This is a genomic window from Promicromonospora panici (assembly GCF_900608595.1).
Classification (GTDB): Bacteria; Actinomycetota; Actinomycetes; order Actinomycetales; family Cellulomonadaceae; genus Promicromonospora; species Promicromonospora panici.
Genome location: NZ_UWYY01000013.1, coordinates 211276 through 228861, shown reverse-complemented (window position 1 = coordinate 228861; position 17586 = coordinate 211276). Strand labels below are relative to the sequence as shown.

Sequence of the window (17586 nt, the reverse complement as noted above, 5' to 3'; positions counted from 1 at the left end):
CTGACCCCGCTCGTGCGCAAGCTCGCCGCGGAGAAGGGCGTCGACGTCGCCGAGGTGACGGGCACCGGCGTCGGTGGCCGGATCCGCAAGGAGGACGTGCTCGCGGCCGCCGAGGCCAAGGCCGCTCCGGCACCCGCCGCCGCACCCGCGGCCGCGGCACCCGCCGCGGCGGCGCCGTCCGCCCTGGCCAAGCTCGAGGTGTCGCCGCTGCGGGGCACCACCGAGAAGATGTCGCGGCTGCGCAAGATCGTCGCCGAGCGGATGCTCGAGGCGGTGCAGTCGCAGGCCCAGCTGACCACGGTCATGGAGGTCGACGTCACCCGCGTCGCGCAGCTCCGGGCCAAGGCCAAGGAGTCCTTCGCGGCACGCGAGGGCGCCAAGCTGACGTTCCTGCCGTTCTTCACGCAGGCCGCGATCGAGGCGCTCAAGGCCTACCCGAAGATCAACGCCACGATCGACACCGAGAAGGGCGAGATCACCTACCACCCCTCGGAGAACGTCGGCATCGCCGTCGACACCGAGCGTGGGCTCGTGGTCCCCGTCATCAAGAACGCGGGCGACCTGAACCTGGCCGGCATCGCACGTCAGATCCAGGACCTGGGCGCCCGCACCCGGGCGAACAAGGTGACGCCGGACGAGCTGTCGGGCGGCACGTTCAACATCACCAACACCGGTTCGGGCGGGTCGCTCATCGACACCCCCATCGTGCCCCTGGGCCACGCCGCGATCCTGGGCACCGGCACCATCACGAAGCGCCCGGTCGTCGTGACCGACAAGGACGGCAACGAGAGCATCGCGGTGCGCTCGATGGCGTACATCTTCCTGTCCTACGACCACCGCCTGGTCGACGGCGCGGACGCCGCCCGCTTCCTGACGGCGATCAAGAACCGGATCGAGGAGGGCGCGTTCGAGTCGGAGGTCGGTCTCTGACGCAGACGGACGCGTAGCGCTCAGCAGTTGACGGTGGCCGGTTCCGGGTTCGGTACCGGCCACCGTCGTCTGCCCAGGGTCCCGGCGCGTTCGGCACCGTTCCGGCACGTCACAGCGACGCCAGGCGGGTAGATTCAACGGCATGGACGTGGTGGTCGCGGGTTCACACGGTCTCATCGGCTCCGCGCTGGTCGCGGACCTCGTCGCGCGCGGGGACAGCGTGCGCCGGCTGGTGCGCCGCGGCGCCGAGCCGTCCGCCGACAACAGTGGCGACGGTGGCGCCCGGTCCGGGGACGAGGGCCCGACACCGGGCGTCCGGCACGTGCTGTGGGATCCCCGGACCGGCGAGCTCGACCCCGCGGCGCTGGAGGGTGCTGACGCCGTCGTGAACCTGGCGGGCGCCGGGGTCGGCGACCACCGCTGGACCCCGGCCTACAAGCAGACGCTCCTCGGTTCCCGGACCACCACGACGAGCCTGATCGCCCGCACGATCGCGCGGCTCGACACCCGGCCCGTGCTGGTCAACGCCTCCGCGATCGGGGCGTACGGCAGCCGCGGGGACGAGGTCCTCACGGAGGCGTCGGGGCGCGGTGACGACTTCCTCGCGCGCCTGGTCGAGGCGTGGGAGAACGCCACCGCGCCCGCCGCCGAGGCGGGGGCGCGCGTCGTCTGGCTGCGCAACGGGGTGGTGCTGGCGCCGTCGGGCGGGGCGCTCGGCAAGCTGCTGCCGATCCTGCGCGTCGGTCTCGGCGGGCCGCTCGGCAGCGGCCGCCAGTGGTGGAGCTGGATCACCCTGACGGACGAGCTGGCGGCCATCCGCCACGTCATCGGTACGGACGTACGCGGGCCGGTCAACGCCGTCGCGCCGGAGCCCACCACGAACCGGGCGGTGACCCGCGCGCTCGCCCAGGCCCTGCACCGCCCGGCGGTGCTGCCCGTCCCCCGGTTCGCGCTGCGGATCGCCCTCGGCCAGTTCGCCGACGACCTCGTCGCCTCCCAGCGGGTCGTGCCCGGGGTGCTCGCCCGGACGAACTTCGCCTGGACGCACGCGACCCCTCAGGACGCGGCCCGCTGGGTGGTAGGGACGAACGAGGTCAGCGCACCTCGCTGACGCGCCAGCCGCCCGGGGTCCACACCAGGGTCAGGTCGGCCGACTCCTTGGACTCGGGCACCGCCGTCTCGCCGTCGGTCGACACCTGCATGTGCGCGGTGATCGTGTACTCGATGCGGACGACCGCCTCGATGGGTTCCTTCTTCTTGGCCGCCTGCTCGCCGTTCGCGGCGCCCGGCGTCCCGGTCGTCTCGGTGCGCGACGCGGTGGTTGCGCTCTGCAGCGCCGACGCGGCGCCGGGCCCCATCGTCACGACCTCCGTCGACGCCACCTCCGCGGACGCGCCGACTACCTGCGCCCCGCTCTCCTTGAGCTCGTCGAGAATGTGCTTGTCGGCCGTGTAGGCGGGCGAGCCCTCCACGTTGACCGTGCTGATGTCGGACACCGCACCGGCCAGCAGCGCCAGACGCCGCTCCGTGAGCTCGACCGCCGCACCCGCCGGGTCCTTGGCGTTGGCCACGGGGCTGATACCGCCCCAGCGCGGGGCCGAGGCCTCGGGCGACGGCGCCGCGACCGCCGGCTCCTCACCACCGAAGACCTCGGGCAGGGCCATGGCCCCCGCCGTGACACCCGCGACGACGCCCGCCGCGATCATGCCCGCGGCGACCACGGAGACCACGGTGGTCCGCGGCTGGCCGACCTTCCCGATCATCCCTGTCGTGGGACGGCCGCTGAGCGGCATCGTCGCCCGGCGCCGGGCCGAGGCGGCCCAGGCCCTGCCGTCGACTGCGGCGAGGGAGCCGGTCAGCGTCTTGGCGGCCGAGCGCCAGGCCGACGGCGTGTGGGCGCCGAGCGGCACGTGGCCGGCGATAGGCACCGGCCCGCTCAGCGCTGCCGAGACCAGCGACGACCCCTCCGGGAGCCGCACCGGCTCCGGCTTCACCGCGTCGTGCGCGAGAGCAGCGAGCGTGCCCGGCTCGGGCCGGTCGCGCGGGTCCTCCGCACGGGCGCGGGCCAGCACGGCACGCAGCGCCTCGTCGGCCTCCGAGTTCAGGCTCGGGCCGGGGAAGCCCAGCACCGACTCCACGAGCGTGGCCAGCGACGTGACGTCGACCGGGTCGTCGCTGTGGTCCGGGAGCGTCACGCGGGGGCGCAGCATGGCGCTGCCGTCGGAGCGCAGCAGCACATCCGTCGGGCGGACCCCGCCGTGGACGAGGCCCACGCTGTGCAGGGCTGCGAGCGCCTGCGCGATCGCGACGGTGACGCCTGAGCCTTCCGCGGCGGTCAGGGGACCCCGCGAGCCGACGGCGGTGGGCAGATCGACAGCTCCCGTCCGGGACAGCCGGACATCGAGGTTGTCCGGCCCGTTCGGGGAGATGGCGATGAGCGGCACCAGGTGGGGGTGGTCCAGTGTCGCGAGAGTGTCTAGACGGCGCACCAGAAGGGCACGCGCTGCGGCCTCCGTGGGGACGGCCACGCGGACCAGTTCCGCTGATTCGATGTAGTGCACACATTCATGAGAACCCCGCGTTTTGCGGCCCGCCCTTTATCCACAGGATTTGCCGAATCGTTCACCCTGTGGGTGAACTGACCGGATGCTTGACGCGCGGACTAGGTCTACGGTATGCGCCTCATGCTCGTGACGGACCCGGCGGCTCAGACGTCGATGAGCCGCCCCTCCCTGGCGGAGAGCCGGGCGGCGTCCAGGACCTCCGCGGTGCGGACGGCGTCCGCCGGGTCGACGGGGACCTCGGCCTCGCCGGCGAGCCAGTCCGCCACCGCGGTGTAGAAGTCGCCGTGCCCGCCACGGGGCTGCTGGACCGGCGTCCGCTCGCGTCCGCGCACCAGCCAGCCGTGGGTGCCCTCTGGCTGTTCGCCGTCGAGCACGTCGAAGGGCGAGGCGTCGCCCTCGAACGAGTTCACGAGGTAGGCGCCGCGGTCGCCGAGCACCCGGGTGCGCGGCCCGGGGGCACCGACCAGGGATCCGGCCCACAACCGGGAGACCACGCCCTTGGCGGGCGGCTCGACGCCGAACAGCACGTCCGCCGCGGCAGCCCGTCCGGGCACGGTGCCCGGCTCGCTGCCCTTCGCGGCGTGGTGCAGCACGAGGAACACGTCGTCCTCTGTGGGCGTGGAGAGTGCGCGCGCCTCGGCGTACACGGCGACGACGGGGCCGAACAGCTGGGTCGCGGAGTCCACGAGGTGCGGGCCGAGGTCGAGCAGCAGCCCGCCGCCCACGGTGTCGTTCTCCTTCCAGCGCTGCTGCGGCTTGGGCCGCCACCGCTCCCAGTGCCGCTCGAAGGTGTGCACGGAGCCGAGGTCGCCGCGGTTCAGGAGGGCTTTGAGCGTGAGCTGCTCGGAGTCCCAGCGCCGGTTGTGGAACACGGTGAACGGAGTGCCCGACGACGACGCCGCGCTCACCACCCGCCGCGCCTCGGCCGCGGTCGTCGCTATCGGCTTGTCGAGCACGAAGGGCTTGCCCGCGAGGGACACGGCGTTGGCGTGCTCGGCGTGCAGGGACGACGGGCTGGCGATGACCACGAGGTCGTAGAGACCGGCCTCGCCGAGCATCGACGGCAGGTCGTTGAACAGGCGCGCGCCCGGCCAGTCGCCGGCCGCCTGCACCCGCCGTCCGGAGTCCCGCGCGACGACTGCCGTTACCGACATTCCCGCAGCTCGCACCAGGCGAGCGTGGATTTGCCTGCCCGCACCCCCGTAGCCGACAATCCCGATCCGAAGAGCCATGGCCCCATGGTGCCCCGCTGGGCGCGGCAACGCGAGATCACTGGTCAGCGGGTTAAGAGCCGTAACACAACTCTGGCAGACTGGGGCAAGAGGTACGTTTCACACGTTTCTTAGCGTTGTCCGGTCCACGTGTGCCCGGACGATCCCGGCCGACAGAATGAGGGGGCTCGTGTCCGCCACAGCCAACAAGTCCAGCCAGACCCGCAAGACCCTGCAGCTCGTGCTCATCGCGGTCGCGGCACTCGTGCTCGCCGGCAACTTCGTCCTCAAGTCCTTCGGCGAAGACGTGGCCCCCGCCGAAGGCGCCGAGGGCTCGGCCCTCGCGACGCTCGACTCGCTCACCGTGCAGGACGCCGCCACCGAGGACGGCTACGACCGCGAGGGCGACTTCGGCAGCGCCTGGCAGGACGCCGACGACAACGGCTGCGACACCCGGAACGACATGCTGCAGCGTGACCTCGAGGACATCGAGTTCTCCGCCGGCGACACGTGCGAGGTCGCGTCCGGCACCCTCGACGACCCGTACACGGGCGAGACCATCGCGTTCGAGCGCGGTGAGAACTCCGGCGACGTGCAGATCGACCACGTCGTGGCCCTGATGAACGCCTGGACCACGGGTGCGGCGGACTGGGACGAGGACAAGCGCGTGCAGATCGCGAACGACCCGCTCAACCTCGTCGCCTCCGACGGCCCGGCCAACATGGGCAAGGGTGCCAAGGACGCCTCGGAGTGGCTCCCCGAGAACCAGGCCTACCGCTGCGAGTACGTCGCCCGGCAGATCGCGGTCAAGGCCAAGTACGAGCTGTGGGTCACGCCCGCCGAGCACGACGCCATGGAGGACGTCCTGACCAGCTGCCCGGCGGAACCCCTCCCGACCCCCTGACCGCGGCAGTGACAGTTAGCTGACCTCGGTCTCGCTGGCCCGGCCCGCTCGGCTGTCCCCGCTGAGCCTGATTCAGCAGGCTGGCGACGACCGTAATCGGAGCGACAACGGTCGCCGTCCGCCTGCTGAATCCCGGTCAACGAGTCGCGTCCGGCGCAAGCCGGCACCCAACATCCTGGGCGGGCTTACGCTTGCCGGCATGGATATTCGCCACCTCAGCGGCCACATCGAGTACCACGAGGGCTGGGATCTGCAGCGCAGCACGCACGAGTCCGTGCGAACCGAGGAGCTGGCCGACACGGTCTTCTTCCTGGAGCACGTCTCCGTCTACACCGCGGGCGTGCGCACGCGGCGCGACGAGTTCCCGACCGACGGCACCGAGGTCATCAAGGTGGACCGCGGGGGCCAGATCACGTGGCACGGACCCGGCCAGATCGTGGCCTACCCGATCATCAAGCTGGCCAAGCCGTTCGACGTCGTGGAGTACATCCGCACGCTGGAGCAGGCAGTGATGGACGTCTGCACCACGCTCGGCGTCGAGACGATGCGCGTCGAGGGCCGCTCCGGGGTGTGGGTCGCCGCCGACTCCCCCGACGTCCCGAACCCGCGCCGGGAGCGCAAGGTCTGCGCCATCGGCGCACGCGTGGCCAAGGGTGTCACCATGCACGGCCTGGCCCTGAACTGCGACTCCGACCTCACCGCGTTCGACCGCATAGTGCCCTGCGGGATCGACGACGCCGACGTCACGTCGCTGACCGCCGAGCTCGGCCGGCGGGTCACGGTCGACGAGGTCCGGCCACTGCTGGAGGCGGCCCTCGTCGAGCACCTCACGCCGCTGCTGGCGCGGAGCGCGGCGCCGTCCGGCACGCCGTCGCGTGCGCCGTCCGAGGCGGCCGTCGCCACCGCGTGACGAACGCCACTGGCCGCCTCCGGGACGACCGCGCGAGGGCGGCCGGCCGAGGCATAGGCTGGGCGGACCCGCTGACCTGGGAGGGATCTGCGTGACCATCGCACCTGAAGGCCGACGCATGTTGCGCATCGAAGCGCGCAACTCGGCCACGCCCATCGAGAAGAAGCCCGAATGGATCAAGACCCGGGCCGTGATGGGACCCGAGTACCGCGACATGAAATCGCTCGTCAAGGGCGAGGGCCTGCACACGGTCTGCGAAGAGGCCGGCTGTCCCAACATCTTCGAGTGCTGGGAGGACCGCGAGGCCACGTTCCTCATCGGTGGTGACCAGTGCACCCGCCGCTGCGACTTCTGCCAGATCGACACCGGCAAGCCCGCCGACTTCGACAAGGACGAGCCGCGCCGTGTCGCCGAGTCCGTGCGCACCATGGGCCTGAAGTACTCGACCGTCACCGGCGTCGCCCGCGACGACCTGGCCGACGGCGGCGCCTGGCTCTACGCGGAGACCGTCCGCCAGATCCACGCGCTGAACCCCGGCACCGGTGTCGAGCTCCTGATCCCGGACTTCAACGCCATCCCCGAGCTGCTCGACGCCGTCAACGAGTCCCGGCCCGAGGTGCTCGCGCACAACGTCGAGACCGTGCCGCGCATCTTCAAGCAGATCCGCCCGGCGTTCACCTACGAGCGCTCGCTGTCCGTGATCACCCGTGCGCGCGACGCCGGCCTGGTCACCAAGTCCAACCTGATCCTCGGCATGGGCGAGACCATCGACGAGGTCAAGCAGGCCCTCCAGGACCTGCACGACGCTGGTTGCGACATCATCACGATCACCCAGTACCTGCGCCCGTCGCTGCGCCACCACCCGGTGGACCGCTGGGTACGGCCCGAGGAGTTCGTGGAGCTGTCCGAGGCCGCCGAGGAGATCGGCTTCCTCGGCGTCATGGCGGGGCCGCTGGTGCGTTCCTCCTACCGCGCGGGCCGCCTCTGGGGCCAGGCGATGACCAAGCACGGCCGCGCGATCCCCGAAGCGCTCTCGCACCTCGCACAGCCGACCACCTCCCGGCAGGAGGCGGCGAGCCTGCTGGCTCGCTGATCCGGCAACCAGACCACCCGCAGCACACTAAGATTGACGACCATGGCCCGAACCTCGTCCGGAGGCGACGCGCGCAACGACGTAGCAGCGTCTGCCGCCAAGCAGAAGAAGCCCAAGAAGCGCCGCTGGTATCACCAGCTGTGGGACGTCTACCAGATGACCCGCAAGCAGAACCCGCTCGTCACGTGGTGGATGCTCGCCTCGTTCGTCGGGGTCGTGGCGGTAGCGCTGCTCATCGGCGTGCTCGCGGGCCCGTGGGTCTACGCGCTGGTCATCGGCGTGCCGTTCGGCGTGCTGGCCGCGATGTTCGTGCTGTCGCGCAGTGCGGAGAAGGCCGCCTACACACAGATCGCCGGCCAGCCCGGCGCGGCACGGGCGGCGCTCGGCACCGTCCGGGGTGGCTGGACGTTCGAGGACGAGCCCGTGGCGGTCGACGCCCGCAACCAGGACTTCGTGTTCCGGGGTGTCGGCAAGGCCGGCATCGTGCTCGTCTCCGAGGGGCCGCCGCACCGCGCGGTGCGCTTGCTCGAGCAGGAGCGCAAGAAGGTCAGCCGCATCCTGTCCAACGTGCCGGTCACGCTGATCCAGTGCGGCGACGCCGAGGGGCAGGTGCCGCTCACCAAGGTGGCGCGCGCCGTCACCAAGCTCAAGTCGACCCTGACCCGTGCCGAGGTCGCCGAGATCAGCAAGCGGCTCAAGGCCATCGGTGGAGTCAAGCTGCCGATCCCCAAGGGTGTCGACCCGACCCGTGCCCGCCCGGACCGCAAGGGCATGCGCGGGCGCTGACCGGCTACCGCCGTCGGGCAGCGGCCTGGTGATCCTGGCGAAGGGCGCCTCCCGCTGGGAGGCGCCCTTTTTGCTGCTCTTTCGGCCGTCCGATGGACGGACGCCGCCAGGCCGCGTCATGTGAGTTCTGGCACTCTGGGGTTCGCTGCCGGAGCTTCGACCAGCAGATCTCCCCGGGGTTACACAGCCGAGAGACCTGAGAAACATTCCCGCAACAATCGGTAACCAGAGAGAAACCACCTGCCCATAGGTTCATGGCGATCCGCGAGCGACCGTGCCCAGCTCGTCCCGGCATGGTCCGACGGACTCCCCCTGAACTTATCGAGCGAGCAAGGAGCGCAGATGTTCAAGAACGCCGAGGAGGCGATCGCCTTCACCCGCAACGAGGGGGTGGAGTTCGTCGACGTCCGGTTTATCGACCTGCCGGGCGTCACGCAGCACTTCAACATCCCGGTCGAGCAGTTCGACGAGGACGCCTTCAGCGAGGGCCTCATGTTCGACGGTTCGTCCATCCGCGGTTTCCAGGCGATCCACGAGTCCGACATGAAGCTCGTGCCGGACGTCGCTACGGCGTACATCGACCCGTTCCGCAAGGCCAAGACCCTGATCGTGAACTTCTCGATCGTGGACCCGTTCACGGGCGACGCCTACGCCCGCGACCCGCGCAACATCGCGGCGAAGGCCGAGGCCTACCTGAAGTCGACCGGCATCGCCGACACCGTCTTCTTCGGCGCCGAGGCCGAGTTCTACGTGTTCGACGACGTGCGCTTCAAGACGGCCGCGAACGAGAGCTTCTACTCCATCGACTCCGTCGAGGCCGCGTGGAACACCGGCCGCGAGGAGGAGGGTGGCAACCAGGGGTACAAGACCCGCTACAAGGGCGGCTACTTCCCCACCTCGCCCAGCGACCGCTTCGCGGACCTGCGCGACGACATGGTCAAGACCCTCGGTCAGGTCGGCCTCTCCGTCGAGCGCGCGCACCACGAGGTGGGCACCGCCGGCCAGCAGGAGATCAACTACAAGTTCAACTCCCTGCTGCACGCCGCCGACGACCTGATGAAGTTCAAGTACGTCATCAAGAACGTCGCGTTCGAGGCCGGCAAGTCGGCCACGTTCATGCCGAAGCCGATCTTCGGTGACAACGGCTCGGGCATGCACTCGCACCAGTCGCTCTGGAAGAACGGCGAGCCGCTGTTCTACGACGAGAAGGGCTACGGCGGCCTGTCCGACCTCGCCCGCTGGTACATCGGCGGCATCCTGAAGCACGCGCCGTCGCTGCTCGCCTTCACCAACCCGTCGGTGAACTCGTACCACCGCCTGGTGCCGGGCTTCGAGGCTCCCGTGAACCTCGTCTACTCGGCCCGTAACCGCTCCGCCTCGATCCGTATCCCGATCACGGGTACGTCGCCGAAGGCCAAGCGCATCGAGTTCCGCGCGCCGGACCCCTCGTCGAACCCGTACCTGGCGTTCTCAGCGATGCTGATGGCCGGCCTGGACGGCATCAAGAACCGCATCGAGCCGCCGGCCCCGGTCGACAAGGACCTGTACGAGCTGCCCCCGGAGGAGCACGCTCAGATCGCGCAGGTTCCGACGTCGCTCCCGGGCGTGCTCGACGCGCTCGAGGCCGACCACGAGTTCCTCACCGCCGGTGACGTGTTCACCGAGGACCTGATCGAGACCTGGATCGCGTACAAGCGCGAGAACGAGATCGACCCGATCCGCCTGCGGCCGCACCCGCACGAGTTCGAGCTCTACTACGACATCTGATCCGGCGGCCCTCTAGGGCCTGGTGACGTCGTTGGAACGGCGGCTGACCTGCACTGACGTCTCGCGACGTGGTGCGGCGTCGGCCGCCGTTTCGCGTGCGCCCGGATGGCTCGGCGGCGCGCCGGACGTCGTCGTTGGACGATGCAGTCATGACGACAGCCACGACATCGGAGTCGGCGCCCCGGGTCCGGGTGCTCACTATGAACGTCTTCGGGCCGGGCAACCCCGACTGGGACCGGCGACATCGGCTGACCGGCGACACGATCCGCAGCCTGGATCCCGACATCGTCGCCCTCCAGGAGGTGCCGGTCGGCTCACCGGAGATCCTGGACCGCCTGATCGGTCCGGGCTACCACCTCACCCATTTCTCCCGCCCGTCCGACGACGGCGTCGCGGGCACCCTGGCGACCCGCTGGCCGCACCGACTGGTCACGGAGATCGATCTGGGTGTCAGCGAGCGCAGCCGCCGGGTCCTGCCATGGGGCGCCGCCCTGCTGGTCGAGCTCGACACCCCGCTCGGCCGCATGCTCGTGACGCACCACAAGCCGACCTGGCCTCTCCCGTTCGAGCTGGAGCGGGAGCAGCAGGCGATTCTGGTCGCGCGCGCGATGGAGGACCACATCGGCGACCGCGACGTCCACGCCCTGGTCGTCGGTGACTTCGACGCCGCCCCCAACTCCGACAGCATGCGCTTCTGGCAGGGCCGGGGGACCGCGCAGCAGCTGAGCGTCTGCTACCAGGACGCCTGGGAGTACGCCCACCCCGGCGAACCAGGGCACACGTTCGAGCTGGCCAACCCCCTGGTCCGCGATGGCGAGTTCGGCACGGCGACGTCCCGGAGGATCGACTACATCCTGGTGCGCAGCGGCCTGCGCGGACCGACGTTGCAGGTCACCGACTGCCGCAGGGTCCTGGATCAGCCCGTCGGCGGGGTATGGGCCAGCGACCACTACGGCGTCGTCGCGGACCTCGTCGGGGCGCAGCGGATCAGCCGCCACACCGCCGGCGCGCCATCGTCAGGGCCAGCCTGACGCCCATCCGACCCCGACCGCTGGCGCAGACGCTCGATCTCGCTCTCGTGGACCGCCCGGTCGGCGGCGCGGGGCCGTTGAGGGCCGAGGCGCGCCGGGTCATCAGAGATCCTCCGCGATCACCTTGATGTCCAGGAGGCGTCGCTCCCAGGCAGTGCCGATGGCTTCGAGCCGTCTGGCGGTGGCGCTGAACTCCGAGCCCAGCACCCGGTATCGCACTTCGCGGCCGACCGGCACCGGCTCGACCAGTCCGACCCGCTGGAGGATCTCGAGGTGCTTGGCGATCGCCTGGCGGCTGATCGGCAGCGTGGTGGCCAGCGTCGACGCGGACGCCGGGGCTTCACCCAGTCTGGTCAGGATGCTCCAGCGGTTCTCGTCACCCAGCGCAGCGCACACCGGGACCAGTGCCTCCTTCATCGCTGTGCCTCCAGCGCCACGACCAGCCGGTCCAGCTGTTCGTCCCAGCCGAGGCGGTGGCTCTCGAGGTTGCCGGCGGGATCGGTGGTGGTCTCGAACCCTGTCTCGACCACGGTGAGCTGCGTGCCGCCGACGACCGGCTCGAGGGTGAAGGTGAACACCGTCGAGTGTGCGGGGTCGACCTCGCTCGGGACGGACTCGGTGGCCTCGTCGTTGCACCATCGGTAGGAGATGGCCCGCGGCGGGTCGACCTCCTCGACGCGGATCGGGATGGCGGGTTCGTCCGGCCATGCGACGGTGCCGTGCGCTCCGGTGCCGTCACCGACGAGCACCGTTCGCCCGAACCAGCTGGAGATGTGCTCCGGCTCGGTGACAGCCCTCCAGACCTTCTCCACCGGGGCGGCGATCCGGATCGTGCGCCGTACGGTGAACGTGTCCTGCTCCGCGACGGACAGCGGGTTGTCGGTCATGTCGTTCGTCCTTTCCTCAGTCAGACTGGCTAACCATGGCGAGCGGCTCGGCGCCCGGCTCAGCGGTCCGCCGGGCGGCCTCTGTGGCGGGAGCCTGAGGGCGGAGTCGGCCGGTGGCGATGGCCACGACCACCGCGGTCGCTGCGATCACGGCTCCGACGAAGACGGCGGCAGCCAGGCCCGCGTGCCCGATCGCTGCGCCCCCGAGCAGGGCGCCGACGGCGTCCCCGGCGTTACTGGCGGACGCCGGCAGCGAGGCGGCCAGGGCCGCTCCGGGTCCGGCCAGGCTCATCACCCGGCTCTGCATGGCAGGCGCCATCCCCATGGCGAACAGTCCCATGCCGATGATGCCCAGCACCGCGACCACGACCTGCCCGCCGAAGAGGAACATGGCGAGCAGCGAGACCGTCAGCCCGATCGTCCCACACTGCAGGGCGAGCGCGGCGTGAGCGTCGGCGAAGCGTGATCCTGCCGCGGAACCCACCGTCGTCGCCACCCCGAATGCGAACAGCACACCCACCACCACCGGGCCGGTGACACCCGTGACGTCACCCAGGTACGGCACCAGGTACGTCAGGGCCGACTGGATACCCGCGAAAACCAGGCAGCACAGCGCCAACAAGGCGAGCACCCGCGGTGCGAACGCATGGCGCAGCTGGGCGCCGGCCGTCCGGCTCGCGCTCGCCGTCGGGACCGGAGGGAGCACCAGCATGGCGGCGAGCATGACCCCGACCCCGATGACCGCCAGGCCCACGAACGACGCGCGCCACCCGAACTCCCGCCCCATCAGCGACGCGAGCGGCATGCCGAGAGCGCTCGCAGCAGCGAAACCGGTGATCACCACACCCATCGCGCGGCCGGCACGCTCCCGCGGGACGATGCCCTCCAGGGCGGTAAGAGCGGCAGCGACGAACAGGCCCTCGGTCGCTCCGACCCCGGCACGCGCAACGAGGAACAGCGTGTGGTCGGCCACCAGTACCGGCACCAGGTTGAGCAGCGCGAACGCCGCCAGGGCACCCACCAGTACCGCTCTACGGTCCAGGTGCGCCGTCACGAGCGCGAGCAACGGACCGCCGAACGCCATGCCCAGCGCGAACGCGGTCACCAGCGCGCCGGCCGCTGGGATCGAGACGGCCAGGTCGGCCGCGATCAGGTCGAGCATCCCCATGACGAGCAGCTCTGCGCTGCCCATCGCGAACGCGCCCAAGAACAGCACGGCCAGGACCGCATGGGTCCCACCGCGAGGCCTGCCGATCGTTTCCATGATGTCCTCCCCTAGATTGAGTGCAACCTAATGGTTGCACAACATCATCCGGAAGTGCAACCTTTAGGTTGCAGATCGACGCAGCGAGCGGCTTTCGGCCGTCCTCATGTCCGGGCGACTTCTCGCATCGGCTCGAACCGGTCGTGCTCCGTCTGGCACACCCCCTCCCCGCGCGTCAGCCCGGGCAGGTCCCGCTGCACCGCGGCGACGGCCCCGGCCGGGATCTCTCCCCGCACGACGGCGATCCCCACGCCGGCGACACCCGACTCGAACGGCACCCCGCCCAGCCGTCCGATCAGCGAGGTCACCGAGCCGACGGCGTCGTCCGGCACCTCGATGACGAACCGGTGGACCGGCTCGCACACCACAGTCCCCGCCCGGCGGACGGCGGCGGCCAGCAGGCGCGGCGTCAGACCGCGGAAGTCGGCGCCGGTGCTGGACATCGCCTTGTTGAACTTCTGGTGCATGTGGCTCTGCCGCGGCGCGTAGCCCGAGTGGGTCATGACCACCCGGGCGTCCGGGACCGGCCACCGCAGCGGCCCGCGGGCCAGCTCGCGGCGGACGGTGTCCTCGACCGCGTCGAAGAAGGCCGGCGGCATGGACCCGCGCTCGCACTCCAGCTCGAACGTTACGCCCGACCCGACCGGCGCGGGCTCCAACCGCAGCCCGATGGTGGCCAGGAACTCGTTGCCGTCCTGCTTCTTCACCTCCAGCGCGTGTCCCGTGCCGACGATCCGCTCCTGGCGCGCCGTCCGGACCTCCCCGAACCGCGCCGCGACGCCGTACTCCCGCTGCAGGACGGCGGCCAGCACCTCGCGCTGGACCTCGCCGTACAGCGAGACGGTGATCTCCTCGTCCCGCCGTCGCACGCGGATCAGCGGGTCCTGCTCGGCCAGCTCGGTGAGCGCGGCGTACAGCCGCCCGCGATCCTCCGGGACGACGTCGACCACCGTCTCGTACGACGGCGGCGGGAACTGGCTCGCGCGCTCGTCCCCGGGCTGCGCTGGCCCGACGACGTCTCCGACCCGCGCCGTCGACAGTCCCTGCACGACGGCGATCTGGCCGGCCTCCGCGATCGGGCGCGGTTCGAGCGTGCCGCGGTGCGCGATGCGCAGGCCCGTGACCCGCTCGGCCCGGCCGTGGCCGAGGTCGATCCTGTCGCGCACCCGCAGCGCGCCCGACCGCATCCTGACGAACGTCCGCTTGCGGCCGCCTTCCCGGTCGATGGCGAAGACGACGCCGGAAGGCTCTGCCGCGTCCGCGCCGACTCCGCCGTCCGCCACCGGCAGGTACGTCCCCAGGGCGGCGGCCAGCTCGGGCACGCCCGCGCCCGTCACCGCCGACCCGAACAGCACCGGATGGGCGGCACCCCGCCGCGACTCCCCCGCGAGCCAGTCGCGGAGGCCGTCGTCGGGCAACGGCTCGACCCGAGCGGACGGCGTTCCCGCGGCGAGCACCCGCTGCACCGGCAGGATGTCGGGGCTCAGGCGCCGCGCGACGGCGTCCGCCACGGCGCCCGGGCGCGCCCCGCGACGATCGATCTTGTTCACGAACACGATCACGGGCAGCCGCAGCCGCTGCAGGGCGCGCATCAGCACGAGGGTCTGGGCCTGCACGCCTTCGACGGCGGACAGCACGAGCACCGCGCCGTCGAGCACGGCCAGGCTGCGGTCGACCTCCGCGATGAAGTCCGGGTGGCCCGGTGTGTCGAGCACGTTGACGGTGACGTCCCCCGCGGGGAAGGACGCAACCGAGGCGCGAATGGTGATGCCACGCTCCCGCTCCAGCGCGAGCGTGTCGGTGGTGGTGTCGCCGCCGTCCACGCTGCCGGGGCGGTCGATCACGCCCGCGTGATGCAGCAGGCGTTCGGTCAGGCTGGTCTTACCGGCGTCGACATGGGCGACGATCCCGAGGTTGAGGTACGACAAAAGCAGTCACGTCCGTGGTGCGGAGGGTCAGGGCACGGGGCGTGACAGCTGTCATCGGAGTTCCAATCTCTCGGGTTGGGGACCACGATGCTCCGCTGCATGTCGGAGGAGCAACGCTTTTTCTGCCGGGGCTTTCCACCGTCGCTGAGCACGGCAAACCCGTTTACTCTGAGCAAGCAGCACGGGTAGGTTCTGACCGTGACGGCGCACACGAGCGAACCAAGCGACGGCTCAATGCCCAGGCCGTTGACCGATCGTGAGCGATCCGTTCTCGACGCGCTGCTGGCTGCGGAGTTTGACGGAGTCGCCGACCTGCGTGAGCAAGCGAAGACCGTTGTCGTCGGGGGAATATGCGGCTGCGGCTGTCCGTCGATCGACTTCGACCACTCAACTGGCGAGCGTGGTACGTGGGTCCGAGTGAACGCCGGCATCCGGGACTCGCACGGCGACGGCTTGTTCCTGTACACGATGGGGCCGTGGCTCGGCGGAATCGAATATGTCGGGGTCGGTGAGACCGATCCACGTGAGTTCCCGGACTCCTCCCTACTCACAGTCACACCCGCGAGCTGACCTCACCACCGCCAGCTTCGGATCTGACGTGATGCGTTCAAGGCGGGACACCGTCCAACGGTGACGACGCACAACCCCGCGCAACGCGCTCCCGCCGACCAGATCAGTACGCCACGGTGAAATGCCTGATGCCAGCCGGTTCTTCGACCTCGTCCAGCACCGCGACGGAGAGGTCCTCGGCCGAGATGTGCGAGCGACCGGCGTCGTCCACCAAGAGCGTCGTCGTGCCCCGGCGGTAGATCCCGGTGCGCGCCCCCGGCTCGAGGATCGCCGGAGGGCTGAGATAGGTCCACGCCGCCGGATGGCCCTCGCATGCCTGAAGCTGAGCGAGGCTGGCCATAGCGCTGGATCGCCACCGGGCTGGAACGAACCTCTCGTCGTCGATGACCAGCGTTGTGGATAGATCGGGGCTCGTCAGCGGGCCCGCTCCACCGACCAGGAGCAGAGCAGTTCGAGTCGCGGCAGCGGCGGCGAGCAGAGCCGCCGTCGTCTCGGGAACACTCGCTTCCTCGCCCGGCCGCGAGCGGATGGCGCTGACCACGACGTCGGCGGCACGGAGCAGCGCTCGAACCCGTACCTCGTCACAGACGTCCAAGGACGCAGTGCCGCGGCCTGCGTCCCGACGCGAGACAGGGACGACGTCGTGCCCACGCGCCGACGCCTCGTCCACCACGCGCGTGCCCACCATGCCGCTGGCCCCGAAGACCACGATCCTCATCGCACGGCCTCCAGCGCCACGCCGTCGTTCGATGCCACGGGGAGCGCCGTCCGCCGGCCGCGGGGCGGGAGCTGGCCCGCGAGCACCGCGGCGAGCGCCAGCACCAGCCCGACGATCTGGACCAGGGTCAGGGTCTCGCCGAGCGCGCCGACGCCGATTCCCGCCGCCACCAGGGGCGCGAGCGGTCCGAGGAACGCCACGGACGTCACCGGCAGCCGGCCGATCCCCCGGAACCAGAGCACGTACGCGACGAGGCCGCCCACCAGGCCGAGCCAGAGGTAGCCGAGGGCCGCCCGTCCGTCGATCGCGGGTGGCGCTCCCTCGGCGATGTAGGTAATTGGGACGAGGAAGAGCCCGCCCGCGGTCAGCTGCCAGCCGGCGGACGAGATCGGGCCAACTCCCTCGGGGCGTCCCCAGCGCTTGGTCAGCGCGATGCCGAGCGCCATCGACCCGGCGCCGCCGAGCCCGGCGAGGACGCCGACCACGTCGAGTCCCGCGTCCGGCCCGAGCACCACGAGGCCGACGCCGATCACGCCGGCGCCTCCCCAGACGAGCCGCCGCGCCGACAGGCGCTCGCCGAGCACCGGCACCGCGAGGAGCGCGACGACCACCGGTGTGATCGCACCGAACGTGGCGGCGACGCCGCCGGGCAGCCGCTCGGCGGAGACGAACAGCAGCGGGAAGAAGAGTCCGATGTTGAGGACGCCGAGCACCGCGCTCTTCCACCACCACGAGCCACGGGGCAGTCCGGAGCCGCCCGGCAGCGCCGCCCCGATCGCGACCGCGACGAGCCCGGCGGGCAGCGCGCGCACGAGTCCGGCGAAGAGCGGGTGCTCGGCCGGAAGCATCTCGGTGGTGACGAAGTACGTGGTGCCCCAGACCATCGGGGCGAGTGCTGTGACGGCTGTGAGCGCCACGATCCTGGCCCGCGTGCGGCCGTCCGGCGGGAGCGTCCTGGTGTCCATGCCGCCCAGTCTCCGGTCCGGGCCAGCCATGAGTCCAACACATCCTTTTCATCTGATC

General features: G+C 70.9%; 17 protein-coding genes. 9 read left to right on the top strand and 8 right to left on the bottom strand.

Annotated features, from left to right (window positions below):
- A partial coding sequence (gene sucB / locus EW117_RS17025; protein WP_129787890.1) for a 2-oxoglutarate dehydrogenase, E2 component, dihydrolipoamide succinyltransferase occupies positions 1–930 on the top strand: 930 nt, incomplete at its 5' end.
- A 142-nt stretch (positions 931–1072) separates the two neighbouring features.
- Complete coding sequence (locus EW117_RS17020; protein WP_165362729.1) at positions 1073–2041, top strand: TIGR01777 family oxidoreductase; 969 nt, start codon at positions 1073–1075, stop codon at positions 2039–2041.
- Here EW117_RS17020 and EW117_RS17015 read toward each other — a convergent pair.
- Positions 2025–3491, bottom strand: a complete 1467-nt coding sequence (locus EW117_RS17015) for a serine/threonine-protein kinase (protein WP_129787889.1) — start codon at positions 3489–3491, stop codon at positions 2025–2027. The genes EW117_RS17020 and EW117_RS17015 overlap by 17 nt on opposite strands.
- Before the next feature lie 146 nt (positions 3492–3637).
- Complete coding sequence (locus EW117_RS17010; RefSeq protein ID WP_129787888.1) at positions 3638–4726, bottom strand: Gfo/Idh/MocA family oxidoreductase; 1089 nt, start codon at positions 4724–4726, stop codon at positions 3638–3640.
- Between the two features lie 169 nt (positions 4727–4895).
- Between EW117_RS17010 and EW117_RS17005 the strand changes: the two genes are divergently transcribed.
- From EW117_RS17005 to EW117_RS16980, 6 genes are all read left to right on the top strand, one after another.
- Positions 4896–5609, top strand: coding sequence for an HNH endonuclease family protein (locus EW117_RS17005; RefSeq protein WP_129787887.1), 714 nt, complete (start codon positions 4896–4898; stop codon positions 5607–5609).
- A 199-nt stretch (positions 5610–5808) separates the two neighbouring features.
- Positions 5809–6519, top strand: a complete 711-nt coding sequence (gene lipB / locus EW117_RS17000) for a lipoyl(octanoyl) transferase LipB (RefSeq protein WP_129787886.1) — start codon at positions 5809–5811, stop codon at positions 6517–6519.
- A 91-nt stretch (positions 6520–6610) separates the two neighbouring features.
- A complete protein-coding gene (gene lipA, locus EW117_RS16995; RefSeq protein ID WP_129787885.1) occupies positions 6611–7612 on the top strand; it encodes a lipoyl synthase in 1002 nt (333 codons plus the stop codon).
- Positions 7613–7654: 42 nt separating this feature from the next.
- The gene (locus EW117_RS16990) at positions 7655–8398 is read left to right on the top strand and encodes a DUF4191 domain-containing protein (protein ID WP_129787884.1); all 744 of its coding nucleotides are present in this window, start codon (positions 7655–7657) and stop codon (positions 8396–8398) included.
- 342 nt (positions 8399–8740) lie between these two features.
- On the top strand, positions 8741–10165 hold the full coding sequence (gene glnA / locus EW117_RS16985) for a type I glutamate--ammonia ligase (protein WP_129787883.1): 1425 nt from the start codon (positions 8741–8743) through the stop codon (positions 10163–10165).
- Positions 10166–10314: 149 nt separating this feature from the next.
- Entirely contained in the window at positions 10315–11196 is an 882-nt protein-coding gene (locus tag EW117_RS16980; RefSeq protein WP_129787882.1) for an endonuclease/exonuclease/phosphatase family protein, read from the top strand.
- Positions 11197–11298: 102 nt separating this feature from the next.
- On the opposite strand, the gene EW117_RS16975 is transcribed toward EW117_RS16980, so the two are convergent.
- From EW117_RS16975 to EW117_RS16960, 4 genes are all read right to left on the bottom strand, one after another.
- Positions 11299–11613 carry an ArsR/SmtB family transcription factor gene (locus tag EW117_RS16975; protein WP_129787881.1) on the bottom strand — a complete coding sequence of 105 codons (315 nt, stop codon included), beginning with the start codon at positions 11611–11613 and terminating at the stop codon, positions 11299–11301.
- A complete protein-coding gene (locus EW117_RS16970) occupies positions 11610–12083 on the bottom strand; it encodes an SRPBCC domain-containing protein (protein ID WP_129787880.1) in 474 nt (157 codons plus the stop codon). The genes EW117_RS16975 and EW117_RS16970 overlap by 4 nt, the downstream gene beginning before the upstream one ends.
- Positions 12084–12099: 16 nt before the next feature.
- Positions 12100–13347 (bottom strand): MFS transporter, encoded by a 1248-nt coding sequence (locus tag EW117_RS16965; RefSeq protein ID WP_129787879.1) that lies wholly within the window; start codon positions 13345–13347, stop codon positions 12100–12102.
- Positions 13348–13451: 104 nt separating this feature from the next.
- Positions 13452–15275, bottom strand: coding sequence for an elongation factor G (locus EW117_RS16960; protein ID WP_129787878.1), 1824 nt, complete (start codon positions 15273–15275; stop codon positions 13452–13454).
- A gap of 198 nt (positions 15276–15473) precedes the next feature.
- Between EW117_RS16960 and EW117_RS16955 the strand changes: the two genes are divergently transcribed.
- Positions 15474–15845 (top strand): hypothetical protein, encoded by a 372-nt coding sequence (locus EW117_RS16955; protein WP_207211905.1) that lies wholly within the window; start codon positions 15474–15476, stop codon positions 15843–15845.
- A 103-nt stretch (positions 15846–15948) separates the two neighbouring features.
- Here EW117_RS16955 and EW117_RS16950 read toward each other — a convergent pair whose 3' ends face one another.
- Positions 15949–16563, bottom strand: coding sequence for an NAD(P)-dependent oxidoreductase (locus tag EW117_RS16950; protein ID WP_129787877.1), 615 nt, complete (start codon positions 16561–16563; stop codon positions 15949–15951).
- Positions 16560–17528, bottom strand: a complete 969-nt coding sequence (locus EW117_RS16945; protein ID WP_129787876.1) for an EamA family transporter — start codon at positions 17526–17528, stop codon at positions 16560–16562. The genes EW117_RS16950 and EW117_RS16945 overlap by 4 nt, the downstream gene beginning before the upstream one ends.
- Positions 17529–17586: the final 58 nt, after the last annotated feature.